This window comes from Bradyrhizobium sp. NBAIM14 (assembly GCF_020193895.1).
In the GTDB taxonomy this organism is placed as follows: Bacteria; Pseudomonadota; Alphaproteobacteria; order Rhizobiales; family Xanthobacteraceae; genus Bradyrhizobium; species Bradyrhizobium yuanmingense.
Window position 1 is genome coordinate 1 of sequence record NZ_JADYVQ010000024.1, and the last position, 20824, is coordinate 20824.

The 20824-nt window shown below is 63.1% G+C and carries 22 protein-coding genes and 1 pseudogene; 9 read left to right on the top strand and 14 right to left on the bottom strand.

The genetic code is table 11. From position 1 onward, the window contains the following. Positions 1 to 789: ABC transporter ATP-binding protein (locus I6F28_RS33050; protein ID WP_225143067.1), on the top strand; the 789-nt coding region annotated here is incomplete at its 5' end. Further along, on the top strand, positions 786 to 1499 hold the full coding sequence (locus I6F28_RS33055) for an ABC transporter ATP-binding protein (RefSeq protein ID WP_109144179.1): 714 nt from the start codon (positions 786 to 788) through the stop codon (positions 1497 to 1499). The genes I6F28_RS33050 and I6F28_RS33055, both read left to right, overlap by 4 nt. 318 nt (positions 1500 to 1817) lie before the next feature. On the opposite strand, the pseudogene I6F28_RS33060 reads toward I6F28_RS33055, so the two are convergent. Beyond that, positions 1818 to 1962 (bottom strand): annotated as a pseudogene (locus I6F28_RS33060) (IS5/IS1182 family transposase); the annotation flags it as partial. A 130-nt stretch (positions 1963 to 2092) separates the two neighbouring features. Here I6F28_RS33060 and I6F28_RS33065 point away from each other — a divergent pair. Then, complete coding sequence (locus tag I6F28_RS33065) at positions 2093 to 2332, top strand: hypothetical protein (protein ID WP_225143069.1); 240 nt, start codon at positions 2093 to 2095, stop codon at positions 2330 to 2332. A 92-nt stretch (positions 2333 to 2424) separates the two neighbouring features. Here the strand turns inward: I6F28_RS33065 and I6F28_RS33070 are convergent, their stop codons facing one another. The 5 genes from I6F28_RS33070 to I6F28_RS33090 all read right to left on the bottom strand — a co-directional run bounded on the left by I6F28_RS33070 (position 2425) and on the right by I6F28_RS33090 (position 7067). Then, on the bottom strand, positions 2425 to 3096 hold the full coding sequence (locus I6F28_RS33070; protein WP_081494620.1) for an ABC transporter ATP-binding protein: 672 nt from the start codon (positions 3094 to 3096) through the stop codon (positions 2425 to 2427). After that, positions 3093 to 3836 (bottom strand): ABC transporter ATP-binding protein, encoded by a 744-nt coding sequence (locus I6F28_RS33075; RefSeq protein ID WP_225112763.1) that lies wholly within the window; start codon positions 3834 to 3836, stop codon positions 3093 to 3095. Before I6F28_RS33075 ends, I6F28_RS33070 begins: the two co-directional genes overlap by 4 nt. Continuing rightward, entirely contained in the window at positions 3836 to 4792 is a 957-nt protein-coding gene (locus I6F28_RS33080) for a branched-chain amino acid ABC transporter permease (RefSeq protein WP_225143071.1), read from the bottom strand. The genes I6F28_RS33075 and I6F28_RS33080 overlap by 1 nt, the downstream gene beginning before the upstream one ends. Next, positions 4792 to 5691, bottom strand: coding sequence for a branched-chain amino acid ABC transporter permease (locus I6F28_RS33085; RefSeq protein ID WP_036013410.1), 900 nt, complete (start codon positions 5689 to 5691; stop codon positions 4792 to 4794). The genes I6F28_RS33080 and I6F28_RS33085 overlap by 1 nt, the downstream gene beginning before the upstream one ends. Positions 5692 to 5762: 71 nt before the next feature. Beyond that, positions 5763 to 7067 carry an ABC transporter substrate-binding protein gene (locus I6F28_RS33090; RefSeq protein ID WP_225143073.1) on the bottom strand — a complete coding sequence of 435 codons (1305 nt, stop codon included), beginning with the start codon at positions 7065 to 7067 and terminating at the stop codon, positions 5763 to 5765. Between the two features lie 681 nt (positions 7068 to 7748). On the opposite strand from I6F28_RS33090, the gene I6F28_RS33095 reads away from it, so the two are divergent. Next, a complete protein-coding gene (locus tag I6F28_RS33095; protein WP_036013408.1) occupies positions 7749 to 7949 on the top strand; it encodes a hypothetical protein in 201 nt (66 codons plus the stop codon). A 26-nt stretch (positions 7950 to 7975) separates the two neighbouring features. After that, positions 7976 to 8218: a ClpX C4-type zinc finger protein gene (locus I6F28_RS33100; protein WP_036013407.1), complete on the top strand. Its 243-nt coding sequence runs from the start codon at positions 7976 to 7978 to the stop codon at positions 8216 to 8218. Positions 8219 to 8755: 537 nt separating this feature from the next. Here I6F28_RS33100 and I6F28_RS33105 read toward each other — a convergent pair. The 6 genes from I6F28_RS33105 to I6F28_RS33130 form a co-directional block, all read right to left on the bottom strand. Beyond that, on the bottom strand, positions 8756 to 8968 hold the full coding sequence (locus tag I6F28_RS33105; RefSeq protein ID WP_036013403.1) for a hypothetical protein: 213 nt from the start codon (positions 8966 to 8968) through the stop codon (positions 8756 to 8758). Between the two features lie 207 nt (positions 8969 to 9175). After that, positions 9176 to 9883, bottom strand: coding sequence for a hypothetical protein (locus I6F28_RS33110; protein ID WP_225143075.1), 708 nt, complete (start codon positions 9881 to 9883; stop codon positions 9176 to 9178). Then, positions 9880 to 10317, bottom strand: coding sequence for an acyl-CoA thioesterase (locus I6F28_RS33115; protein WP_225143076.1), 438 nt, complete (start codon positions 10315 to 10317; stop codon positions 9880 to 9882). Before I6F28_RS33115 ends, I6F28_RS33110 begins: the two co-directional genes overlap by 4 nt. Continuing rightward, positions 10317 to 11225, bottom strand: a complete 909-nt coding sequence (locus I6F28_RS33120) for a fumarylacetoacetate hydrolase family protein (RefSeq protein ID WP_225143078.1) — start codon at positions 11223 to 11225, stop codon at positions 10317 to 10319. The genes I6F28_RS33115 and I6F28_RS33120 overlap by 1 nt, the downstream gene beginning before the upstream one ends. Positions 11226 to 11270: 45 nt before the next feature. Continuing rightward, positions 11271 to 12377, bottom strand: a complete 1107-nt coding sequence (locus I6F28_RS33125) for a cupin domain-containing protein (protein ID WP_225143080.1) — start codon at positions 12375 to 12377, stop codon at positions 11271 to 11273. A gap of 53 nt (positions 12378 to 12430) precedes the next feature. Next, entirely contained in the window at positions 12431 to 13453 is a 1023-nt protein-coding gene (locus tag I6F28_RS33130) for a carbon-nitrogen hydrolase family protein (protein ID WP_225143082.1), read from the bottom strand. 127 nt (positions 13454 to 13580) lie between these two features. Here I6F28_RS33130 and I6F28_RS33135 point away from each other — a divergent pair, with 127 nt between their 5' ends. The 4 genes from I6F28_RS33135 to I6F28_RS33150 all read left to right on the top strand — a co-directional run bounded on the left by I6F28_RS33135 (position 13581) and on the right by I6F28_RS33150 (position 18435). Beyond that, positions 13581 to 15740: a thiamine pyrophosphate-dependent enzyme gene (locus I6F28_RS33135; RefSeq protein WP_074448187.1), complete on the top strand. Its 2160-nt coding sequence runs from the start codon at positions 13581 to 13583 to the stop codon at positions 15738 to 15740. Further along, positions 15737 to 17302 (top strand): indolepyruvate oxidoreductase subunit beta family protein, encoded by a 1566-nt coding sequence (locus I6F28_RS33140; RefSeq protein ID WP_036023819.1) that lies wholly within the window; start codon positions 15737 to 15739, stop codon positions 17300 to 17302. The genes I6F28_RS33135 and I6F28_RS33140 overlap by 4 nt, the downstream gene beginning before the upstream one ends. Positions 17303 to 17458: 156 nt before the next feature. Further along, positions 17459 to 17953: a MarR family winged helix-turn-helix transcriptional regulator gene (locus I6F28_RS33145; protein ID WP_036023818.1), complete on the top strand. Its 495-nt coding sequence runs from the start codon at positions 17459 to 17461 to the stop codon at positions 17951 to 17953. Further along, positions 17953 to 18435 carry a MarR family winged helix-turn-helix transcriptional regulator gene (locus I6F28_RS33150; protein ID WP_036023816.1) on the top strand — a complete coding sequence of 161 codons (483 nt, stop codon included), beginning with the start codon at positions 17953 to 17955 and terminating at the stop codon, positions 18433 to 18435. Before I6F28_RS33145 ends, I6F28_RS33150 begins: the two co-directional genes overlap by 1 nt. A 10-nt stretch (positions 18436 to 18445) precedes the next feature. Here I6F28_RS33150 and I6F28_RS33155 read toward each other — a convergent pair whose 3' ends face one another. Together I6F28_RS33155 and I6F28_RS33160 are read right to left on the bottom strand one after the other, a co-directional pair. After that, positions 18446 to 19174, bottom strand: a complete 729-nt coding sequence (locus I6F28_RS33155; protein WP_036023814.1) for an SDR family NAD(P)-dependent oxidoreductase — start codon at positions 19172 to 19174, stop codon at positions 18446 to 18448. 31 nt (positions 19175 to 19205) lie between these two features. Continuing rightward, the gene (locus I6F28_RS33160; protein ID WP_225143084.1) at positions 19206 to 20822 is read right to left on the bottom strand and encodes an ATP-dependent acyl-CoA ligase; all 1617 of its coding nucleotides are present in this window, start codon (positions 20820 to 20822) and stop codon (positions 19206 to 19208) included. Between the last annotated feature and the right edge of the window lie 2 nt (positions 20823 to 20824).

Sequence of the window (20824 nt, forward strand, 5' to 3'; positions counted from 1 at the left end):
CCCCTGCCCCGCCGTCCCCAGCCGAAACCGGGCGAACTGCTTCTGAAGGTCGACGGCGCCGAGCGGCGGTTCGGCGGTCTCGTCGCCGTCAACAATGTCAGCTTCGAGGTCCGCTCCGGCGAGATCCTCGCCGTCATCGGCCCGAACGGCGCCGGCAAGAGCACGATGTTCAACTGCCTGACGGGCGCGCTCAGGGTCAACAAGGGCGAGATCGTCTTTGCCGGACGCGCCATCACGCGCGATCCACAATCCCGCATCGCGAGGGGCGGAATCGCCAGGACCTTCCAGCATGTGAAGCTGCGGCCGCGCATGAGCCTGCTCGAAAACGTCATGCTCGGCACCTACGCGCGCACCAGCACGGGCCTGTTCGCCGGCGCATTCCGCCTCAACCAGCGCGAGGAAGCCAGCACCCGGCACGAGGCCTTGAAGCAGCTCGAACGCGTCGGGCTCGGCGACAAGCCGTTCGAGCTCGCGGGCAATCTGCCGCTCGGCAACCAGCGCATCCTGGAGATCGCGCGCGCGCTCGCCGCAGACCCGGCGCTGCTGGTGCTGGACGAGCCGGCCGCGGGCCTGCGCCGCCAGGAGAAGCTCAGGCTTGCGGAGCTGCTCCGCTCGCTGCGGTCGGACCATCTGACCATCCTGATCGTCGAACATGACATGGAGTTCGTGATGTCGCTGGTCGACCGCATCGTCGTGCTCGACTTCGGCTCCAAGCTCTGCGAGGGCGCGCCCGCCGCGATCCGGAGCGACGAACGGGTTCAAGAGGCCTATCTCGGAGGCGTCGCGTGAGCGAGATGTTTTCCATGACGGATGTGACCGTCTGCTACGACAATGTCGAAGCGGTCCGCAACGTCTCGCTGTCGGTCGAGGAAGGCCAGATCGTCACCGTGATCGGCCCGAACGGCGCCGGCAAGACCACGCTGCTAATGGCCGCTATCGGATTGCTCGCCTCCCGCGGCCGCCTCGTCTTTCAAGGCAACGACATCGGCAGGATGTCCGTCGAGGACCGCGTCGAGCGTCGGCTGTGCCTCGTGCCGGAGAAGCGCGAGCTGTTCTCCGACATGTCGGTCGCCGACAATCTCCTGCTCGGCTCCTACAGCCTGCGCGACCGCTCGGGCGTCCAGAAGACGCTGGACGAGGTCTATGATCGCTTTCCACGCCTGAAGGAGCGGCAGCGCCAGGCCGCCGGCACCCTCTCCGGCGGCGAGCGCCAGATGCTGGCGCTCGGGCGCGCGCTGATGGCCAAGCCGAAGCTGCTCATGCTCGACGAGCCGAGCCTCGGCCTCGCACCGCTGATCGTGCGCGAGATCTTCCGCACCATCGCCTCGCTGCGCGACCTCGGCGTCTCGATCCTGCTGGTCGAGCAGAACGCCCGCGCCGCGCTGGAGACGGCCGACTACGGCTATGTACTCGAGACCGGCGAGATCGTGCAGTCCGGCCCCGCCAAGGATCTCATCCACGATCCCCGGCTCATCACAGCCTATCTCGGCGGACACTAGCGCTGATCTGGACAGGCAGGGTCGCTGGAAAAACAGAAAGTCGAAAACAACCCCATGCACAGTAGCCGCTGATAGCGTTTTCAATGACTTGCGGCGAGGCTTACGGATTTTACGAAAACAGGTTGTTCCGTCGGGCAAAACAGGGGCATAATGCCATCATCGCCGCTCCGGATGCCGACGGCTTCAACCGCCAACCTGGACTTCCGTTTTCATAAGGTACACTGCAAGACGCGCCGACCGTCTGAATCCGTGCGACGCCACCTCCAACGCTCTCGCCAATCTAGCGCGTGGACTCGTAACGCGCGGTCAGCCATAGCCGTGGATTTCACTCGTCAAGCCACCGCGTGACCTTTCCATCGATTGGTCCCAGTTCCTAGTGACACAGCGCCATGTTGATGGACGCGGACAATCGAGGTGTCGATCTCTGGACAGCGGCATCATGGGCAGCAGCAAGTGCGTCTAGAGTGACTTACATCACCTTATTCAAGTAACCCCCTCCGATCGTGCGCCGCACGTCGCGCTGATTTTGAACTCCCCCGCTTTGCGTGGCCACCAACGGCTACTCTGAACTCGAACTCCATAGGGAGGAAACCATGATGACCAAGACGCTGTTCGTCGGACTTCTTACAGCCGGATTTCTCTCTGCATCCTTCGCAGTTGATGCAGAAGCAGAACCAACTCGTTCGCAGCAAGTGAAAAACGTGGGAACTAGCCAGAATGGTGCCCGGGCGGGCTCCATGGATAGCTGGCCGCAGACGATGGACGAACTGAACAACGCCTACAACTGTGGTCCGTATGCGGACAAAGAGTCGGCCAAGAAGTGCAAGAAGTAAGCGCGTTTTTTGATCGCCCAGTGCTGCTGAAGGGGTCAGCTACACGCTGGCCCTTTCTCTTCGGGCAATAACTCCGTGGCGGCCGCACGGCGCTACGCAAGGACCCGGCTTTCGATTTCGCCGCGCTCGATCGTCAGCGTCACGTCGGCGAAGGTCTCGAGCAGCTTCGGGTTCGACTCCGTGATCAGCAGGGTAATGTCCCGGTCCTGCGAACGAAGCCGACGCAACGCCTCGGCGTACCTCTGCGCCAGCACAGGGGCGAGGCCCTGGAACGGCTCGTCCAGAATGACGAGGCGGGTGCCCAGCATCAGGGCGCGCCCGAGAGCGACCATCTTGCCTTGGCCCCCCGAGACGGAGCCCGCCGGGCGATCCGCCAGCTCCTTGAGTTCCGGCAGGACGGAGTAGGTCCGCTCCAGCCGTCGGCGCGCCTCGTCGGCGCCAAGTTTCGCCACGCGAGCAGGCAAAAGAATGTTTTCTTCCACCGTAAAGGCCGAAAAGAGACGACGGTCCTCGGGGGCGTAGCCGATGCCTAGGAAGGGCCGGCGGTGCGGAGGAACATGCCCCAGGTCCTGACCGCCCAGGCGCACGGTACCGCTCGCCTTCGTGAAGCCCATGATGGTCCGTACCGTCGTGGTTTTGCCGGCGCCGTTTCGTCCGATGAGCGCGGCGGTCGCGCCCGGCGGCAGCGAGAAACTGACGCTGCGCAGCACCGGCGCATCGGCGATCGCGACGTTGACGTTCTCGAAGTCCAGCATCGCCGTCATATGCCGATCACCTGTTCGCGGACCTTGGGATCGGCCAGAACCTCCGCGGGCGTGCCGACCTTTTGGATCTTCCCGACGTTCCACACCGCGACTCGGTGGGCATAGCGCTCCACCATGTCCATGTCGTGCTCGACGAAGACCGAGGTCACCTTCTCCTTGGCGAGCGCGGACGTCAGGATGTCCATGATCTCCAGCTTCTCTGCGGAGGCGACGCCCGAGGTGGGCTCGTCCATCAGCAGCAGTCTGGGCTTCAGCGCGAGCGCCAGAGCGATGTCGACCAGCTTGCGTTGTCCCTCGGGGAGCTCCCTCGCCTTGCGAGACGCGTACGACTTGACGCCGACGAGATCCAGAAGGCGCTCCATTTCAGGCAGCTCAGGCAGGGCGGAAAGAGCCGTGAAGCCGGAAGGGCTTCCCAGCCGCGAGGCCGCGGCGATCAGCATGTTCTCCATCACAGTCTGATCAAGAAAGAGCTGCGGTATCTGAAAGGCCCGCGCGATGCCGAGCTTGGTGATCGTGCGCGGGAGCTGCGCCGTGATTTCCTGGCCTAGGAAGGTGATGCTTCCGGCCTGCGGCCGCAGATAACCCGTCGAGATGTTGAGGAAGGTGGTCTTTCCGGCGCCATTCGGTCCGATGATCGCGAGGTTCTCGCCTTGGAGAACGTCCAGATCGATACCGTCGGCGGCGACGACGCCACCGAACCGGATCTTGATGCCCTTCGCGGAAAGGAGGACGTTCGTCATCAATGTCCTCCCTGCTTCGCCTGGCCGTAGCGCTGCCTGAGACCTATCAGTCCGTTAGGCGCATAGAGAATGATGACGATCAAGACCGCGCCGAGGATCAGCTGCCAGGTGTCGGCCAGGTGGGCCGCCGCATAGAAGCGCACGCACTCGAACATCGCCGCGCCGGCGAACGCTCCGAAGGCGTGGGCGCTGCCGCCGAGGATCGCGATAAAGACGAACTCGCCCGACTTCGTCCAGAACCCGAACTCGGGCGTGGCGATCTGCTGGATGATCGCCACCAGCGTGCCGCCGATGCCGCCGAGAAAAGCCGAGATTACGTAACCTATCAGAAGCACGCGCCGTGCGGACGTCCCGAGATACTCGAGCCGGGTCTCGTTCGATTTGACGGCACGCAGCATGTGTCCGAGCGGGCTATCGAGATAGCGTTGCACGCCGTAGAAGGCGACGACCGCGATCAAGAGGCTCACGTAAAGAATAACGTACTGGAAGGTTTCGGGCGTAAACGACAGCCCCAACAGGGCCGGACGAGGGACCCGGATGCCGTCGGCGCCGTTGGTGTAATGAAACATCTTCTCCAGCAGCGACCACAGCACCATCGAAAACGCCAGATTCAGCATTCCAAAAAAGATCTCCCGGTAGCGCACGACGAAGAGCCCGACGATGAGGCCGAAGACGGCGGAGGTTATGCCGCCCAGCACGATGAAGAGCACGATGTCGCCGCCACCGACGTACTTGCCCCAGAACGCCGCGGTGTATGCCCCGGTAGCGAAGAACATTGCATGTCCGAACGACACCTGTCCCGCCTGCAGCAGAAGAATGATACCGAGAACGACGATGCCCTTCGCTAGGATCAACGCGAACAAGGTTGCCCAGCTCGCTACAAAAAGGGGCGCGACGGCGCTGGCCAGAAAGAAGATAGTCGCGATCGTGGTGACCGGCTTGACGCGACCGCTCATCATATTTTCCTTACCTGCACGGCGCCGAACAGGCCGAACGGACGCACCAGAAGCACCAGCACCATCAGCAGATAGGGAACGAGAACTTCGAATTCCGGCTGGAGATAGATCACGAAGGCACGGGTCAGGCCGATCATCAGCGCGGTGAGCGCGGTGCCCTCGATCTGGCCGAGACCCGCGGTCGCAGCGACGGCAAAGGAAAGCACGATCATATCGGCGCCCATACCGGGGACCAGCGAGGTGGTCGGCGAGGCCAGCGCTCCTCCCAACGCGGCCAGACTCGCTCCGATGACGAAAGTGACGAAATATACGCGTTTTGCGTCAATCCCAATGGCCGTCGAAGCTTCGCGGTCCTCCGTGACCGCAAGGATCACCGCTCCCGACAGCGTCCTGCGCAGGAAGTAGCGGAGCCCGAACAGCGTCGCCAATGCGACGCCGGGCAGCAGAATGACCTGGTATGACGTGTAGCTGACGCCGAACACGGCGATGTTGGGAAGTAGTCTCAACGGCTCCGCGGCGAAGATGGGCTGCACGCCCCAGATCAGACGCTGCAGGTTGTCCATGATCATGAAGGCCGCGAAAGTGATCAGAAGCTGGAGGACGTCCTCCTGTCCGGAGAGCGGTCGCAACAGAAACCGTTCGATGAAACCGCCGCACACGACGCCGATCACGATGGAGGCGGCCAGCAGCGCGGGATAGGTGAGCCAAGGCGAGATCGGCGCGATTGCAAGGCTGAACGTCGCAGCCAGGTAGGCGCCGAACGCGTACAGCGAACCGTGCGCGACGTTGACCACGCGCAGCACGCCGAAAATCAGGCTGAGCCCGACCGAGACCAAAAACACCAGTGCGGCGTAGCTGATCCCATCGAGGATCGCCAAGATAGCGAGTGTCGAGTTCATGATGGCCTTCTGAAAAGGTCCGTCCTCCGGGACGCGGCTCGGAGGACGGGGATCAAAAGTCGAGCGTGCCGTTACTGAGCTTTGAAGGTCGGCACGTCCATCTTGACGAAGTCCGGCTTGAGCGTCTTGAGCCATTCAACCGACCGTACGCCCGCCGGGTTGGTGATCATCTTCGGATCGAAGATCATCATGTTGTCGAGCAGCTTGAAGTCGTACCCCGGAACGGACTTGGTGACGCCGACCAGCTGAGCTTCGAGACCCTGGTTGTCCTCGGGCCGCAGCGTAATCGGACGGCCGAATCCGGTGGCGAACTCGATGCCCGCCGTCGCGTCGACGACCTGTTCGCGGGTGGGCCAATTGCCGCCGCTGGACTTGATCGCCTTGTCGTAGGCCGTCTGCAGGGCCTTGAATGCCTGCGCCATGTGATAGACCGGGTAGATCGGCCATGCACCGGTCTTCGCCTTGAAGGCTTCATTGAACGCCTTGAAGGCGGCGTCGTTCTTCTTCTCGGGATGCAGGAACCAGTGGTCTCCGCGCGCGCCGACGATCAGGCCTTCAGGCAGGTCCTTGCCCAACCGCTGGATCGATGATTCGCCGATCCCGAGCACGAAGGTCGACTGCTGCAACAGGCCGCGCTGACCGGCCTGGCGGACCAGCGTGTCGAGATCTCCGCCCCAAGACGTGGTCAGAACCACATCCGGCCGCAGCGCCAACAGACGGGAAACCTCAGTGGAGTAGTCCGGTGCGCCGAACTTCGGGAAGAGCTCCGCGACGACTTGCACGTCCGGCTTCATCGCCTTGAGCGCGGTCGAAAAGATCTCCCAGCTCTCCCGACCCCATGCATAATCCTGATTGACCACCGCGATCGTCTTAAAGTCGGGCTTGGTCTTGAGCAGGTAAAGGAGCACGGCCAGCATTTCCGGCGTGCCGTTCGCCTGAGTCCGAAAATTGTAGCGGTACTTCTTGGTTTCGAGGATGGAGGCCGCACCGCAGTCCCACATGAAATTCATGACTTTGAGGTCTTCGGCGACCGGCACCAGCTGGGTGCAGCTGCCCGACGAGATCGAAGCAAACGTGGCATCGACCTTTTCGTCCTGCACAACGCGTCGGTAGTTCGAGACGAGCGCTTCGCCTCCCGCGCCTTCGTCGATGAAGGAGAGCTTGACCGGCACGCCGCCGATGCCGCCCTTCTTGTTGAGGTCCTCCGCGATCATCTCCGCCGCGGCCTTCGCCGGCACACCGAAGACTGACGCAGGGCCCGACAGGAACGTCGTGATGCCGATTTTGAGCTCCGACGGCTTGTTCTGCGCAAGCGAGGGGCCCGTAAAGCTCGCAACTATAAGCCCGGCCGCAACCGCAGCCTTGAGAAACTGCATCGAAAGTCCTCCCTGTTTTATTGTTGCGCCCGGTTTCAGCCGCCGTGCGCTTCTTCTTGCAACAACGCTACTATAATTGTCGCGTGTTGCCAGCCCTCTTCTGCCATTCACGAGCCGACGAATTCAGTTCGAAGCCGCCCCCCATTTTGTCGGAAGCGCATCGATCGAAACGGACAAGGCCCCCAAAATGGTCGATGCCTTTAATTCCATGGTGCGATAAAAGCTCCGGCCAGAGCCCGCTGCGGGCCATTCGTGCCTGCCGTTGCTCTGCGACATAGGCGCTCCCGTTCCAGCAACAAACACCGAACGCGCTTTGCGCTTTTGGCCCGTTGCTGACTTCCCCTTTTGACCGCGCACGGTCGGCTTCCAAGGGCTGAGCGGAACGCTGCCGTGGAGCTGCCGAGGGCAGCCTTGACCCAAAACGGAAGTCGCCCCTCTTGGCCTATTCAACGGCATAAGGGTTGAGCTTCGGAAAGCCCTGCTTCCACTTCACCCATTCTTCGGCGTCACGGAGGGACACGAAGTCCGCAACAGGAATGTCCTCGCGATCGGGGCGACGCTCACTGATCCGCTAGCCGCCCTCGACCAGACGCTCGATGATAAAGCTCTCGACAGGCAGATCAAGGTTGGTCATTTCTAACTGTATCAATCTGTCGGCTCTAGCGGAAGCGTAGAGTGTTCATGAACGAAAATCTTGACATGGCCGAGCGGTGTGCTGAAATTTCCCAGACCACGAGCGACACGACACTTCGCTCGATATTTGGCAGGATGTCAGAACTGTATCGTCAGTTGCACGCGGAAGAGGAAAAACTTGCTGACTGGAAGAGCAAGCAAGACCCTTCGTCAACATTAGATTTCATTTTCAAGAAGCCGCGAGATTAAGATCACGGCAAGCCGCGAACCTTTGGATGATCGAACTCGACTGGAAGGATCAGAGGATGACGGCCTCGGACTTAATTTGCTCCTTTTGTGGAAAGGAGCCGAGAGAAGTTGTTTCCGTGGTCAACGCCGTATCCGTGAGCGTACAAGGTCAGCAGACCGCCGGTGCTATTTGCAATGAATGCGTTGAGCTTTGTGTACAGGTCATCGGTTTGCAAAAGCCGGAGTGGCTTGAGCGACATCGCCAGTTCGTCGCTACGCTAGGAAAGTGATAGGCGACTCACCTGTTGGCCCTTAGCGGGCTGCCGCAGCATGGGGCGCCACGGCAACTTTTGACCCGTTGCAGACATTCGGTGTCGCCGGTTACAACAGCTTCGTGTTTAGCGTGTGAGCGTCGCTATGAACCAAAAGGTCGCGGAAGGTACCTGGTATTACGACGGCAATGTTCCGCGGCGCATTGCCGTTTATAGAAAAGAAGCACGTCTCGCGTCGTCGAGATTTAAGCGCGACACTGACGAAGAGCCGTCGATAGATGAGACCCGACCGATACCGGAAACGAAGGACGGGTTCTTGTACTATTGTCTGCTCACTAACTCGGGGGAACACCTCTCCCTGGCTGAGGCTAAAGCCTGGGCGGACGCCCAGCCGTGGGGTCCCGTCAAATGGGAGTAACTGCAGTTTACCACGTCCGTTGTTGGCCCATCGCTTTCGTTAGGCGTAGCGAGGAGTTGTCCGGAAACGGGAGTAGACTGGAAGCGCCCGACCACTGGGCAAATCGGCGGCTTTTGACCCGAGGCAGACGTTAGCGGTCAGTCTTTCATGCCATCCACACCTGGATGATCTTTGTTAATTTCGTCGTGAAGCATGGTGTCCATCCGAGCGATGATATCGCCGACCGATCTCCTCAATTTCAGAAACTCATCTGCTGGAGAGGCTTCTTTGGCGAGCATGAGCGCCAGCGATAATTCCTCAATTGCCCGCTCTACGTGCTGTTTCAATCGTGCAGCCGATTTCGCGTCCATAGAACCATCTCGCAGGAAGGGGCCTGCCTTGCAAAAGGCAGCATACCCGCTTTTAGACCAAAACTCCTTTCAAATCGCTGGAGCGCTACTCTTCCGTTAATGGCCCATCGCGACATACTGCGCCGGCGCACGAACTCGGTCGCTATAGGAGCAAAGCAGACATTGCTTTTGGCCGCGTCACGCCGCCGGATTTTGTGGGTACGCGGCCTAGGACCTCGCCCCCACCACTCTGGTCAGCATCGGAAAATGCTTGTTGCCGCCTGCGAATGGCGGGAATTTCGCGAAGTCGGCACGCATGTGCTTGATCACGTCGGAGCCGAGTGCGTGCGCGAGGGCTTGCGGGCTGTCGAACACCAGCTTGTTGCGCTGCATATGCTCGACGCGCTGCGACGGCAGCCGGTCGACCCAGTCGATGCGGGTGTAGATCTCGATCTGGCGGACGTTCGGGAAGGTCCGCATGATCGACGGGTGGTGCTCCAGATAATGCAGGTTCCAGGCGTTCATATCCTCGGCCGGGCCGGGATAGTGCACGAGGTAACTGCAGGGGGTCGTCGTTCCCGCCGGATGCTCTGCGACATCGACCGGAAACGGGCGCGTCAGCATCACCTGGTGTGTGATAGCGAGTCCGGTGAGGCCGGAGAGACCGGCCCCTGTTGCGAGGCCGGCAAGGACGCCGCCGCGGTCCATCGCCGCCTCGCAGGCGAACAGGTCGGGAAACCGGAGTTGCAGCGCAAAGGCGGGGCCGGCGCCGTCGGCCTTGTAGGGATGGTCGACCGACTGTTCGAGCGGCGTGAACAGCAGGGCCTCGGTCATGCCGGGGATCGATCCGACGCGCTCTGCCACAGCGGCAACCTCATCGGGACGGAGTCGCCGTTCGCCCGTGGAATCGGAGAATGTCATGAACAGCGAGATCATGCGGGCGTTGCCTCGGTCCCCTCGCCCACACTCACATGCGCCATCAGAGCGAGGCGAATGTCATCGGGCCATGGGATCGCATGATGATCGACCAGCGAGGTCGCAGCAAGGATCTGGCGCGCGTGCCAGCGCGGGCCATTCGCGCCGGAGATGACATGCTCGAGATGAAGAGATGACCCACCGACCCTGATGATGCGCAGCTTGAATGTCAGGAGATCGCCGAACATCGACGGCCGGGAGAAATCGCAGTTCAGGTGCACCGTGGGCGTTCCGATCTTTCGGACCGCGATCAGCTCCGGCCATGGAAAGCCGATCCGCGCCCAGAAATCTTCGACGACGCCGTTGAGAATGTTCAAATAGGACGGGAAGTACGCGATCCCCGAGGGATCGCAGTCTCCGAACCTGAGCACGCGATCGAACGAAAAATTCGTCATCAGATCGCAACAACGGGGTGGCGGATGACACCGACGCCGTCGACGCCGGCCTCGACCACGTCGCCCGGCCAAAGCCATTCCTGCGGGCTCATGCCGGCGCCGACGCCTTCAGGCGTACCGGTGGCGATGATGTCGCCCGGCTCGAGCGTCATGCCCGACGAAATGTCCGCTATCAGCACCGGAATGTCGAAGATCATGTATTTGGTGTTGGAGTCCTGCTTCATGACCCCGTTCTTGGTCAGCCACAGCCGCAGATCGTGTGGATCAGGAATCTCGTCCGCGGTCACGATGCACGGGCCGAACGGCGCATAAGTGTCCATGCCCTTCGAGAAAATCCACTGTCCGGCGCGGCGATTGTCGCGCGCGGAAATGTCGATCATCACCGAATAGCCGAAGACGTGGTCCATCGCCTTGTCGGCCGCGATGCGCGTTGCGGTCTTGCCGATGATGACGGCGAGCTCGACTTCCCAGTCGAGCTGCTGCGTCATCTTCGCATTGTGCTGGATCGCCGCGCCCGGGCCGATCACGGAGGTCGGCGGCTTGGAGAAGACGACCGGCTGCTTCGGCAGGTCCTTGTCCGTATCCAGGCTTTTGGCGGATTCCGCCACATGCGCCCGATAGTTCAGCCCGATGCCGAATATGTTTTTCCGCGGCCGCGGGATCGGCGCCTGCAGCTTTACATCCTCGACCGCAACCGCCGAGCCGGCCGGGAAGCGGCCATGGGCGTCCGCCAGTGCATCCCTGAGCGCAGGCAGCAGGGTCACGCTGTTGTCGATGAACGACAGCATATCACCCGGCCATGTCACGCCGCTGGACGCACCAAGGTGCTCGACATCGACGACCAGTCCATTGACGAGGGCTCCAAGACGGGCACCGCTGGAGCCCAAGGTGTAGGTGACGAGACGCATGAAGGCTTCTATCCGGCTGTTCTGGTTGAATTCTGCAAGGGCCTATCAGGCGGCAACCGACTGGTAACCGCCATTGTCGCCATAGGCCTCTTCTCGATAGAGCCCGAGGCCCTCGATGACGGGCAGGTCGTTGAAGCAGAACAGGCAGGCATCCTCGCTCGCTGAGGCATTGCCATGCTCGTGCCAGGCCCAGGACGGAACGCAGAAGATGTCGCGCTCCTCCCATTCGAGCCGCTTGCCGCCGATGATCGAATAGCCGCGTCCCTTGGCCACCTGGTAAATGAAGCTGCCGGTGTGCCGATGCGACTTGGTCTTCTCGCCGGGGCGCAGCAGCTGCATGCTCGCACCGATCGTCTGCATCACGTGCCCGCCGGTGACCGGGTTGACGTAGTTCATGAGAATGCCGTCATAGGGTGAGCCATCGGTCGCGGCCGCATATTTCTGCAAGGACTCGTAGGTCGGCTCCCACTCATATTTGAACATCGGCGAATAGCCCTTCGACCAGCGCGAGTCCGCCGGCCGAAGACCGGGATTGCCCCAGGTCCGGGTCATGTCGTCCACGGGATAGCCGGACGGCTCCTGCTGGATGTTCGGATGCACGACGAAGAAATTGGCTTCCAGCGCGTTGACGAGCGGGATGTCCAGGCCATCCTGCCAGATGCAGACCGAGCCGTTGCCTTCGACGCCATGCTCGTGCCAGGTGCCGTTCGGCGTCAGCACGAAATCCCGCGCGCCCAGCGTCATCTTGTGACCGTCGACGATGGTGTAGGCGCCCGCGCCCTCCATGATGAAGCGTAGCGCCGAGGCCGAGTGGGCATGGGCCGTGGCGACCTCGCCGGGATGCATCACCTGCAATCCGGAATAGAGCCAGCCGACGGCGGCCGACACGTCGCGCCGCCCGGGATTGTTGAGATAGACCACGCGCCGCCCGGCTTTCTCGGGCGAGACCAGCTCGACCGAGCGCAGCACGTGCTCGCGCAGATCCTTGTAGCGCCAGAGCACGGGAACCGAGGCCGATTGCGGCGCCCACGGCTCGATCTTGTTGGCGACGGTCCAGAGCGCTCCGGCTTCGTACCTTTCGAGATCCTTGTAATAGGCCTCGAGCTCGGGGGTGTCCTCGACATTGGCCCGGCCGATCACGTTCTCGCGCATCCTATCCTCCAAGTCCTGTCTTATGATCCCGCACCCTCAAGCGAACCGGCCCGTCATTCCGCTCGACCTAGAATCGACGAGAAGCCCGCCTGCTCTTGGCCGGCGACGGCTTCCGCCTCTGTCAGACCGAGCGGCGTCTGCGGACGACGGTTGACCCGCAGATCGAAAATGTCGAACCGGTTATAGTGCCCGACGATGTCGTGCATCTGCTTCGGCTGGATGCAGCGATCGAGGTCGATGTCGGCATAGACGATGCCTTCGTCGTCGATCAAGGGATCGCCGACCACGCGCCCGTCCGGACCGATGATACCGGAGAATGCGCTCGACTTCCGTTGCAGACGTGCGCGTGCGTCGGGAACGACGGTCTCCATCGCCGCGATGATCTCCTCCGACACGGTCGAGCAGGAGACGATCGTGAAGATCTTGCCTTCGAAGGAGTGGGCAATCGCGCGCAATTTGATCGCCTCCGCCATGTCATAGTCGGGGGGCGCGACCGGAAGCGAGATATAGCTGGCGACGTGCACGAGCTCGCCCTGCCCGAGCAGCGCAAAGCGCGCCAGCGTGTTGGTGTTCTCGCCGCAGGCCAGGCCTCCGAGACGCCCGATCTCGGTATCATAGACGCGCAGGCTCGACCCGTCACCGCCGGTCCAGGTCAGCTTCTCTGCCCAGGTCGGCACCAGCTTGCGATGCTTGCCGAGCAACGCGCCATCGGGCCCGATGAAAACCAGCGTATTGTAGATCGCGCCGAGCGAGACCGGGCTGCGCTCGTTCACGCCGAGCACGACGTGGCATCCCGTATCGCGCGCGGCCTTGCAGACGATTTCGACCTCCGGCCCCGGCACCAGCACCGACGCCTTGGCGAGCTTCTCGAACCATGCACTGCCGGTGACGGGATCGGTGATCCAGTTCCAATAAGGATAGCCGGGAACGAACACTTCGGGGAACGCGACGAGCTTCGCCCCGTTGGCTGCGGCCTCACGGACCAGTGAAGCCGCCTTCTCCGCGGTCGCGCTTGCGTTGAGATAGACTGGTGAAGCCTGGACGGCGGCAGCTTTAAAGCGAGGCAGCTTCAGCATCGGCCCTACCCTGTCGCTGGCTCATGACCGCCTTGTCGGAGAGAGCATCCGCAAGCGTGATAGCATGGCGCGGCGTTGACTTACTTCACATGTAAACGTATGCTATCGCATATTTCTGGAGGGTGCAATGGCTGAACGGTCTTTTGCTCGCGAGGTCGAGGATCTCAGGCTCGGCGATGGCGACACGTTCCGCGGCGAAGGCATCCTCGCCATCACCAAGGCGCTGCTGCAATCGGGGGTCGCCTATGTCGGCGGCTATCAGGGCTCGCCGATCTCGCACCTGATGGACGTGCTGGCCGACGCCAAGGACGTGCTCGACGATCTCGGCGTCGTATTCCAGAGCTCGGCGAACGAAGCCGCCGCCGCGGCGATGCTGTCGGCATCGGTGATGTATCCCCTGCGCGGCGCGGTGGCGTGGAAGTCGACCGTCGGGACCAACGTCGCCTCCGACGCCCTTGCCAACCTCGCCTCGGGCGGTGTCACCGGCGGCACCATGATCATCGTCGGCGAGGACTATGGCGAAGGCTCCTCCATCATGCAGGAGCGTACCCACGCCTTCGCGATGAAGTCGCAGATGTGGCTGCTCGATCCCCGCCCCGAGCATGAATGCATCGTCAATCTGATCGAGAAAGGCTTCGAGCTCTCCGAGTTCTCCAACACGCCGGTCATGCTGGAGGTGCGCGTGCGCGCCTGCCACATGCACGGCAGCTTCGCCTGCAAGGACAATGTCAGGCCGGCGCACACCATCAAGGACGCGCTCAACAATCCCAAGCGTGACGTCAACCGCATCGTGCTGCCACCGGCGGCCTATGAGCACGAGCAGGAGAAGATCAAGACGCGGATGCCCGCGGCTATCGGATTCATTCGGGACAACAAGCTGAATGAGTGGATGGGGCCGAAGCAGGGCAAGGTCGGCATCATCATGCAGGGGGGCATGTACAACAACGTCATCCGCGCGCTGCAATATCTCGGGCTGTCGGATGCCTATGGCAACACCCAGATCCCGCTCTACATCATGAACGTCACCTACCCCGTGATCGATACCGAGGTTGCGGAATTCTGCGTCGATAAGGAGGCCGTTCTCATCGTCGAGGAAGGCCAGCCGGAATATCTGGAGCAGGCGATTAATACGGTCTTGCGCCGCAAGGACATCCAGGCGCGCGTCCACGGCAAGGACGTGCTGCCGATGGGCGGCGACTACACCGCTCAGGTGCTGCTCGGCGGCGTCAGGGAATTCCTGGAGAAGACCGAGCCGCGGCTGCTCGGCAACCGGCCGCCGGCGCCGGACGCAGCGCCCGTGCTCAATCACCCCGCGGTCGAGAAGCTCAAGCAGGTGGTGCCGGCGCGCCCGCCCGGGCTTTGCACCGGCTGCCCGGAACGGCCGATCTTCGCCGCCATGAAGCTGGTCGAGGAAGAGCTCGGCCAGCACCACGTCTCCGCAGACATCGGCTGCCATCTGTTCTCGATCCTGCCGCCCTTCAACATCGGCGCGACCACGATGGGCTTCGGCCTCGGCCCGGCCTCGACCTCGGCCTTCAACGTCAAGGCGGACAAGCGGTCGATCGCGGTGATGGGCGACGGCGGCTTCTGGCACAATGGACTGACCAGCGGCATCGGCAATGCCGTGTTCAACAAGCATGACGGCGTGTTCGTCATCGTCGACAATTACTACACTTCTGCGACGGGCGGTCAGGACATCCTGTCCTCGCGCGCGGTCAACAAGCGCCGCAAGACCAACAATTCGATCGTGCAGGCGGTGAAGGGCATCGGCGGCCAGTGGGTGCGCCAGCTCGACCGCACCTACGACGTCGGCAAGATGCGCGACACGCTGAAGGAAGCGCTGACGACGAAAGAGGAAGGCCCGAAGGTCATCGTCGCGTCCTCCGAATGCATGCTGAACAAGCAGCGGCGCGTGAAGCCGCAGATCAACAAGGCGATCAAGGACGGGACGCGCATCGTCAAGGAGCGCTTTGGCGTCGACGAAGACGTCTGCACCGGCGACCATGCCTGCATCCGCCTCTCCGGCTGCCCGTCACTGTCGGTGAAGCAGCTCGACGACCCCTTGCGCGACGATCCGGTCGCGGCGATCGATAATTCCTGCGTCGGCTGCGGCAATTGCGGCGAGGTTTCCGAGGCCGCCGTGCTCTGCCCCTCGTTCTATCGAGCCGACGTCATCCATAATCCGACGCGCTGGGACATGTTCAAATCCAAGGTCGCCATGAGCGTGATCGGCTGGCTGCAGCGTCGGCGCGACCGCCGGCGTCCGGCGCTCGAGGCACTGGCATGAGGGACGAGACGGTCCGGCTGGCCCTCCCCGCCGCAGGCGAAGCGACGGAGCGGCCGATCTCGATCGCGATCGTCGCGATGGGGGGCCAGGGCGGCGGCGTCCTGACCGACTGGATCGTTCAGCTCGCCGAGAACCATGGCTGGGTCGCGCAGTCCACCTCGGTGCCCGGCGTCGCCCAGCGCACCGGCGCCACCATCTACTATATCGAGGCGATGCCGCCGCTCGACGGCCGCAAGCCGATCCTGTCGCTGATGCCCACCCCGGGCGACGTCGACGTGGTGATGGCGGCGGAATTCATGGAGGCCGGGCGATCGATCCTGCGCGGCCTCGTGACGCCGGATCGCACCACGCTGATCGCGTCCAACCACCGCTCGTTTGCGATCGGCGAGAAGATCGCGCCGGGCAACGGCATCGCCGACGGCGGCGCCGTGACCGGCGCCATCGGCATTGCGGCGAAGACCGAGATCATCTTCGATCTGAACGCGCTGGCGATCGCGCATGGCAGCGTCATCTCGGCCGCGATGTTCGGCGCGCTCGCAGGCGCGGGCGTGCTGCCGTTCAGCCGCGACAGCTATCTCGACGTCATCCGCACCGGCGGCAAAGGCGCCAAGGCCAGCGTCGAGACGTTCGAGGCCGCCTTCGAGCGGGTCAAGACCGGCCCGACCGAAGTTGCGGCCCCCGCGCCAACCAAACCGACCGACGATACCCCCTCTTCCGCGACGCCCGATCCGCAGCTTGGCGAGCTCGTCGCAAGATTGAATGGGGAGCTGCCCCAGCCTGCACTCGGCATGGCTCGTGCAGGCTTGCGGAAGGTCGTCGACTTCCAGGACATCGCCTATGGCGGCGAATATCTCGACATCCTCAAGAGGTTGCACGCAGCCGACCGAAACGCCGGCGGTGACGCACATGCCTATGCCTTCACGGAAGCCGCGGCGAAGTACCTCGCCAACGCCATGACCTATGACGACGTCATCCGCGTCGCCGACCTCAAGACGCGCGCCGGCCGCCGCGCGCGCATCGAGAGCGAACTCGAGATGTCGAACGGACAGGTGCTTCAGACCACCGAGTTCATGCATCCCCGCATGGAGGAAGTGATGGGCATGCTGCCGGCAGGCTTCGGCCGCTGGCTCGGCGCGCGGCCGCGCCTGCTCGGCTGGCTCGATCGCCGCGTCAACCGGGGACGCCGGGTGCGAACCTACTCGCTGCCCTGGTTCCTGGCCCTCTATGTCGTCGGCGGAATGCGCGGCCTGCGCCGCCGCTCGCTGCGTCACGCCATCGAGACGGCGCACCGGGATTCATGGCTCAAGGCCGCGACCGAGGCGGTCGGCACCAATTACCAGCTCGGTGTCGAGATCCTGCAATGCCGACGCCTCGTCAAAGGCTATTCAGACACCCACAGCCGGGGGCTGTCGAAATTCGACAGGACGCTCGCGGCGATCAAGCTGGTGGAGCGCCGCGAGGATGCCGCCGACTGGGCGCGCCGCCTGCGCGAGGCCGCGCTGAAGGACAGCGCCGGAACGGCGCTCGACGGCGTGATCCAGACCATAAAGACTTTCGCATGATTCCACGGGCGCCGGACGCAGGATTGGATTGCCGTTCGCCCCTCAGGAGGTCAGGATCGGACGGCTTGACTACGATTCTCAGGTTGTTAATCGGAGCGAACGACCCGCAGTAATTCCCTTCACTCGACGAGACATTCTGTACTCGATGGTCATGCGATGCCGGCAGCACTCAAGGAGAACGTTGTTCCCGTCCCTGGGCAGATCGAAACCCGGCTCTGGCTCCAATTGCTGTCGCTGCATGGTGAGCTGTTCGCCTCGCTCAATTCGATGCTGAGTTCGGAGTTCGGCCTGTCGCTGGCAAAATTCGACGTGCTGGCCCAGCTCGATCGTTACCAGGAGGGCCTCGCGCTCGGGCAATTGTCGCAAAATCTGAAGGTGACCGGCGGCAATGTCTCGGGGCTGGTACAACGTCTTCTCGCCGACGACCTCATCAGCAGGGAGATGTCGAGCGAGGACCGGCGGTCCTTCATCGTGCGCCTGACGCCGAAAGGCGAAGCGCTGTTCCGGCAGGCCGCCGAAATCCACAAGAAGCATCTCGCCAGACGGCTCGAGAACGTCCCGGCCCGGGAGCTGGACACCGCGCTGTCCGTGCTGAAATCGCTTTCCTCGAAACTTCATACCGAGAGCAAGAAGCAAAGTCGCAAGAGATAATGGCCAGAGAATCCAAGAGCAGATGGAAGTCGGGTCCGCCGAGGACGAGGGACCAGCTGCAAACCTATATTCCGTATCTGTTCAACCGGCTCGCCAATCGCTGGAACCTGGATCAGAACCGCGATTTGAGCGAGCACGGCATCAACAATGTCGTGTTCCGGACGCTGTCGGTGCTGTTCATCTACAAGACCCTCACGGTCAACGAGGTCGCCGTTCTCGCGGTGACCGAGCAGTCGACGGCGAGCCGCATGGTCGAGTCCATGGTGTCGTCGGGCCTCGTCAAGCGCGAGATCGCCGAGGAGGACCAGCGCCGCCGCGTCGTCGGCCTGACGCCGGAGGGCGAAGCGCTGCTGCGCAAGATCTGGCCGATCATGGCGAACAATTACGACAGGCTGGTCGCGGGCATCGAGCCCGACGACATCGAGGTCTGCGCGCGCGTGCTGGCCAAGATGGTCGAGAATATCCGCCAGAACCAGATCTAGAGCGCGCGCGTCAAGGCCCGAGGCCGACGAGGCTGGTACCGCCGCAGACATAGAGCACCTGGCCGGTGACGAAATCGGAGTGCTCGTCGAGGAAGAACGAGATTGCGTGCGCGACGTCCTCGCGCGAGCCGAGCCGCCCGACCGGAACGTTGCGCGCCATCCGCTCCTGCTGCTCGGAGCCCTTCGGGATGATGCCCCAGAAATTATCGGTCAGGATCGGTCCCGGCGCGACGACATTCACGGTGATGCCGCTCGCGGCAAGCTCCAGCGCCCAGGTCCTTGCCATGCCGTGCACGCCGGCCTTGGTGGCCGAATAGGCCGAGCGCGTCACTGCCCCCATCGCGGCGCGCGAAGAGACGAACACGATGCGCCCGAAGCGGCGCGCACGCATCCCTTCCAGCGCCGCCTGGGTCAGGAGCATCGGCGCGCCCAGATGCAACTGCGCCAGCATCAATATGTCTTCCGGCTTGGCGTCGGGCAGCAGGTTCGGCAGGATGACCCCGGCATTGTGGACCAGGTTGTCGACGGCGTGATCCCGGCAGATCTCCTGCGCGATCGCACGCGTCTGTTCGATATTGGTGAGGTCGGCGCGATAGGCCGCGAGCAGATCATGTGTCCAGCCGGGCTGCTCGAGCCCGACCGAGACCACGCGCTGCCCGCGCGCGACGAGCTTCTTCGCCAGGGCCTCGCCGATCCCCGAATTGCCGCCGGTGATGAGGGTGGTGCGGATCTCGCTCATGATCAGACCTTCTTTGATCAGACCTTCTTGATCAGACTTGCCGCTTCTTGAGGTCGCGCAGGTCGAAGAACGCGCCCTCGCCCATCAGCTTCCCGACAAAATCCTTCAACCCGCCGCGCTGGATCTTCTCGGTCGCGGTCAGCGGCAGGCTGTCGGCGAAGCAGATCCAGCCCGGCGCCTTGTAATAGGCCATCTGCTCAAGGCTCCAGCGCACGATCTCTTCGGCGAGCGCGCGGTCCGCGCCGGCCTTCTCAGCGACGATGACCGCCGCAACCTCGTCGCCGCGCACCTGATCCGGCGTCGCCGCAACCGCGGCCTGCCGGATCGCGGGATGGCGGTTGAGAACGGATTCGACCTCGACCGCGGCAATGTTCTCGCCGGAGCGACGGATCACGTTCTTCTTGCGATCGACGAAGTGCAGGTCGCCGTCCGCATCGCGCGACACGATATCGCCGGTGTGCAACCAGCCGCCGGCCCACGCCTCGGTGGTGGCAGCCTCGTTCTTGAGATATTCGCGGAAGAAGCCGTAGCGCGGATCGGCGCCGGCGCGCCGCACCAACAGCTCGCCGGGCACATCGACCGGGGCATCATTGCCGCCGTCATCGACGATCCGAACCTCGATCTCGGGGGCCGGGCGGCCAAAACAGCTGGTGCCGACCTTGCGCGGCTCGACATTGGCGGCGATGACGCCGCCGCTGCCGGTCTCGGTCATCGCCCAGGCCTCCAGCAGCGGAAAGCCGAAGCGCTGCTCGAACGTGGCATGCAGCAGCTTGTCGACGCCGGCGCCGAAGCCGAAGCGCACGCTGTGCGCGCGGTCCAGCTCCGACGGCGGCGCGCTCATCAGCATCGAGGGCATCACGCCGAGATAATGCAGGCAGGTGGCACGGCTGTCGCGCACCGAGGCCCACCAGCTGCGCGGGTGGAAGCGATCGAGCATGGTCAGGCAGCCGCCGACCGACAGCATCGCCATCAGAGACACCGCCATCGCGTTCATGTGGAACAGCGGCAGCGGCGTGATCATACGCTCGCCGTCTGGCTTGAGGTCGATCAGCCCGCCGACGTCGCGATACCAGTTTCCGCAATGCAGGAAATAGGTGTTGGTGAGCACGCAGCCCTTGGGCTGGCCCGTCGTCCCCGATGTATAGAGCAGCGCGCATTCGCTCCCCTCGCTAGCTGAGGTCGAGGACCGCGCACCGCCGAAGGGAGCGGGAACGTCGTCCTGATCGTCCACGACAGGGATTGGCCGGCCGGCCTGACGCGCGGCCAGCTCCACCTCCTCGCGCCGTTCGGTGAGGACGAACGCAGCATTCATCTCGGAATGCCCGATGATGTATTCGAGCTCGCTGAGACGGAGGTCCGGATTGATCGGCACCACCGAGACGCCGAGCGCATTGAGCGCGAACCACAGTTCGATGAAGACGGGCCTGTTCTGGAGCAGCAGCCCGACCCGGTGGCCATCGCCGTAGCCGCGGCTCGCAAACGCTACGCGACGGCGCTCGACCCGGTCGAGCATCGCGCGGTAGGAAATCTCGCCCGCCGCGATGCCGTAGATGCCTGCGGTCTCCGGCAGCACGTTGAGGAAACCCGCCTCGCCGCGGCGGAGCGCGGTCTCTTGAAAACGGGCATGGACAGTGGTCGCAGCGGTCAAGG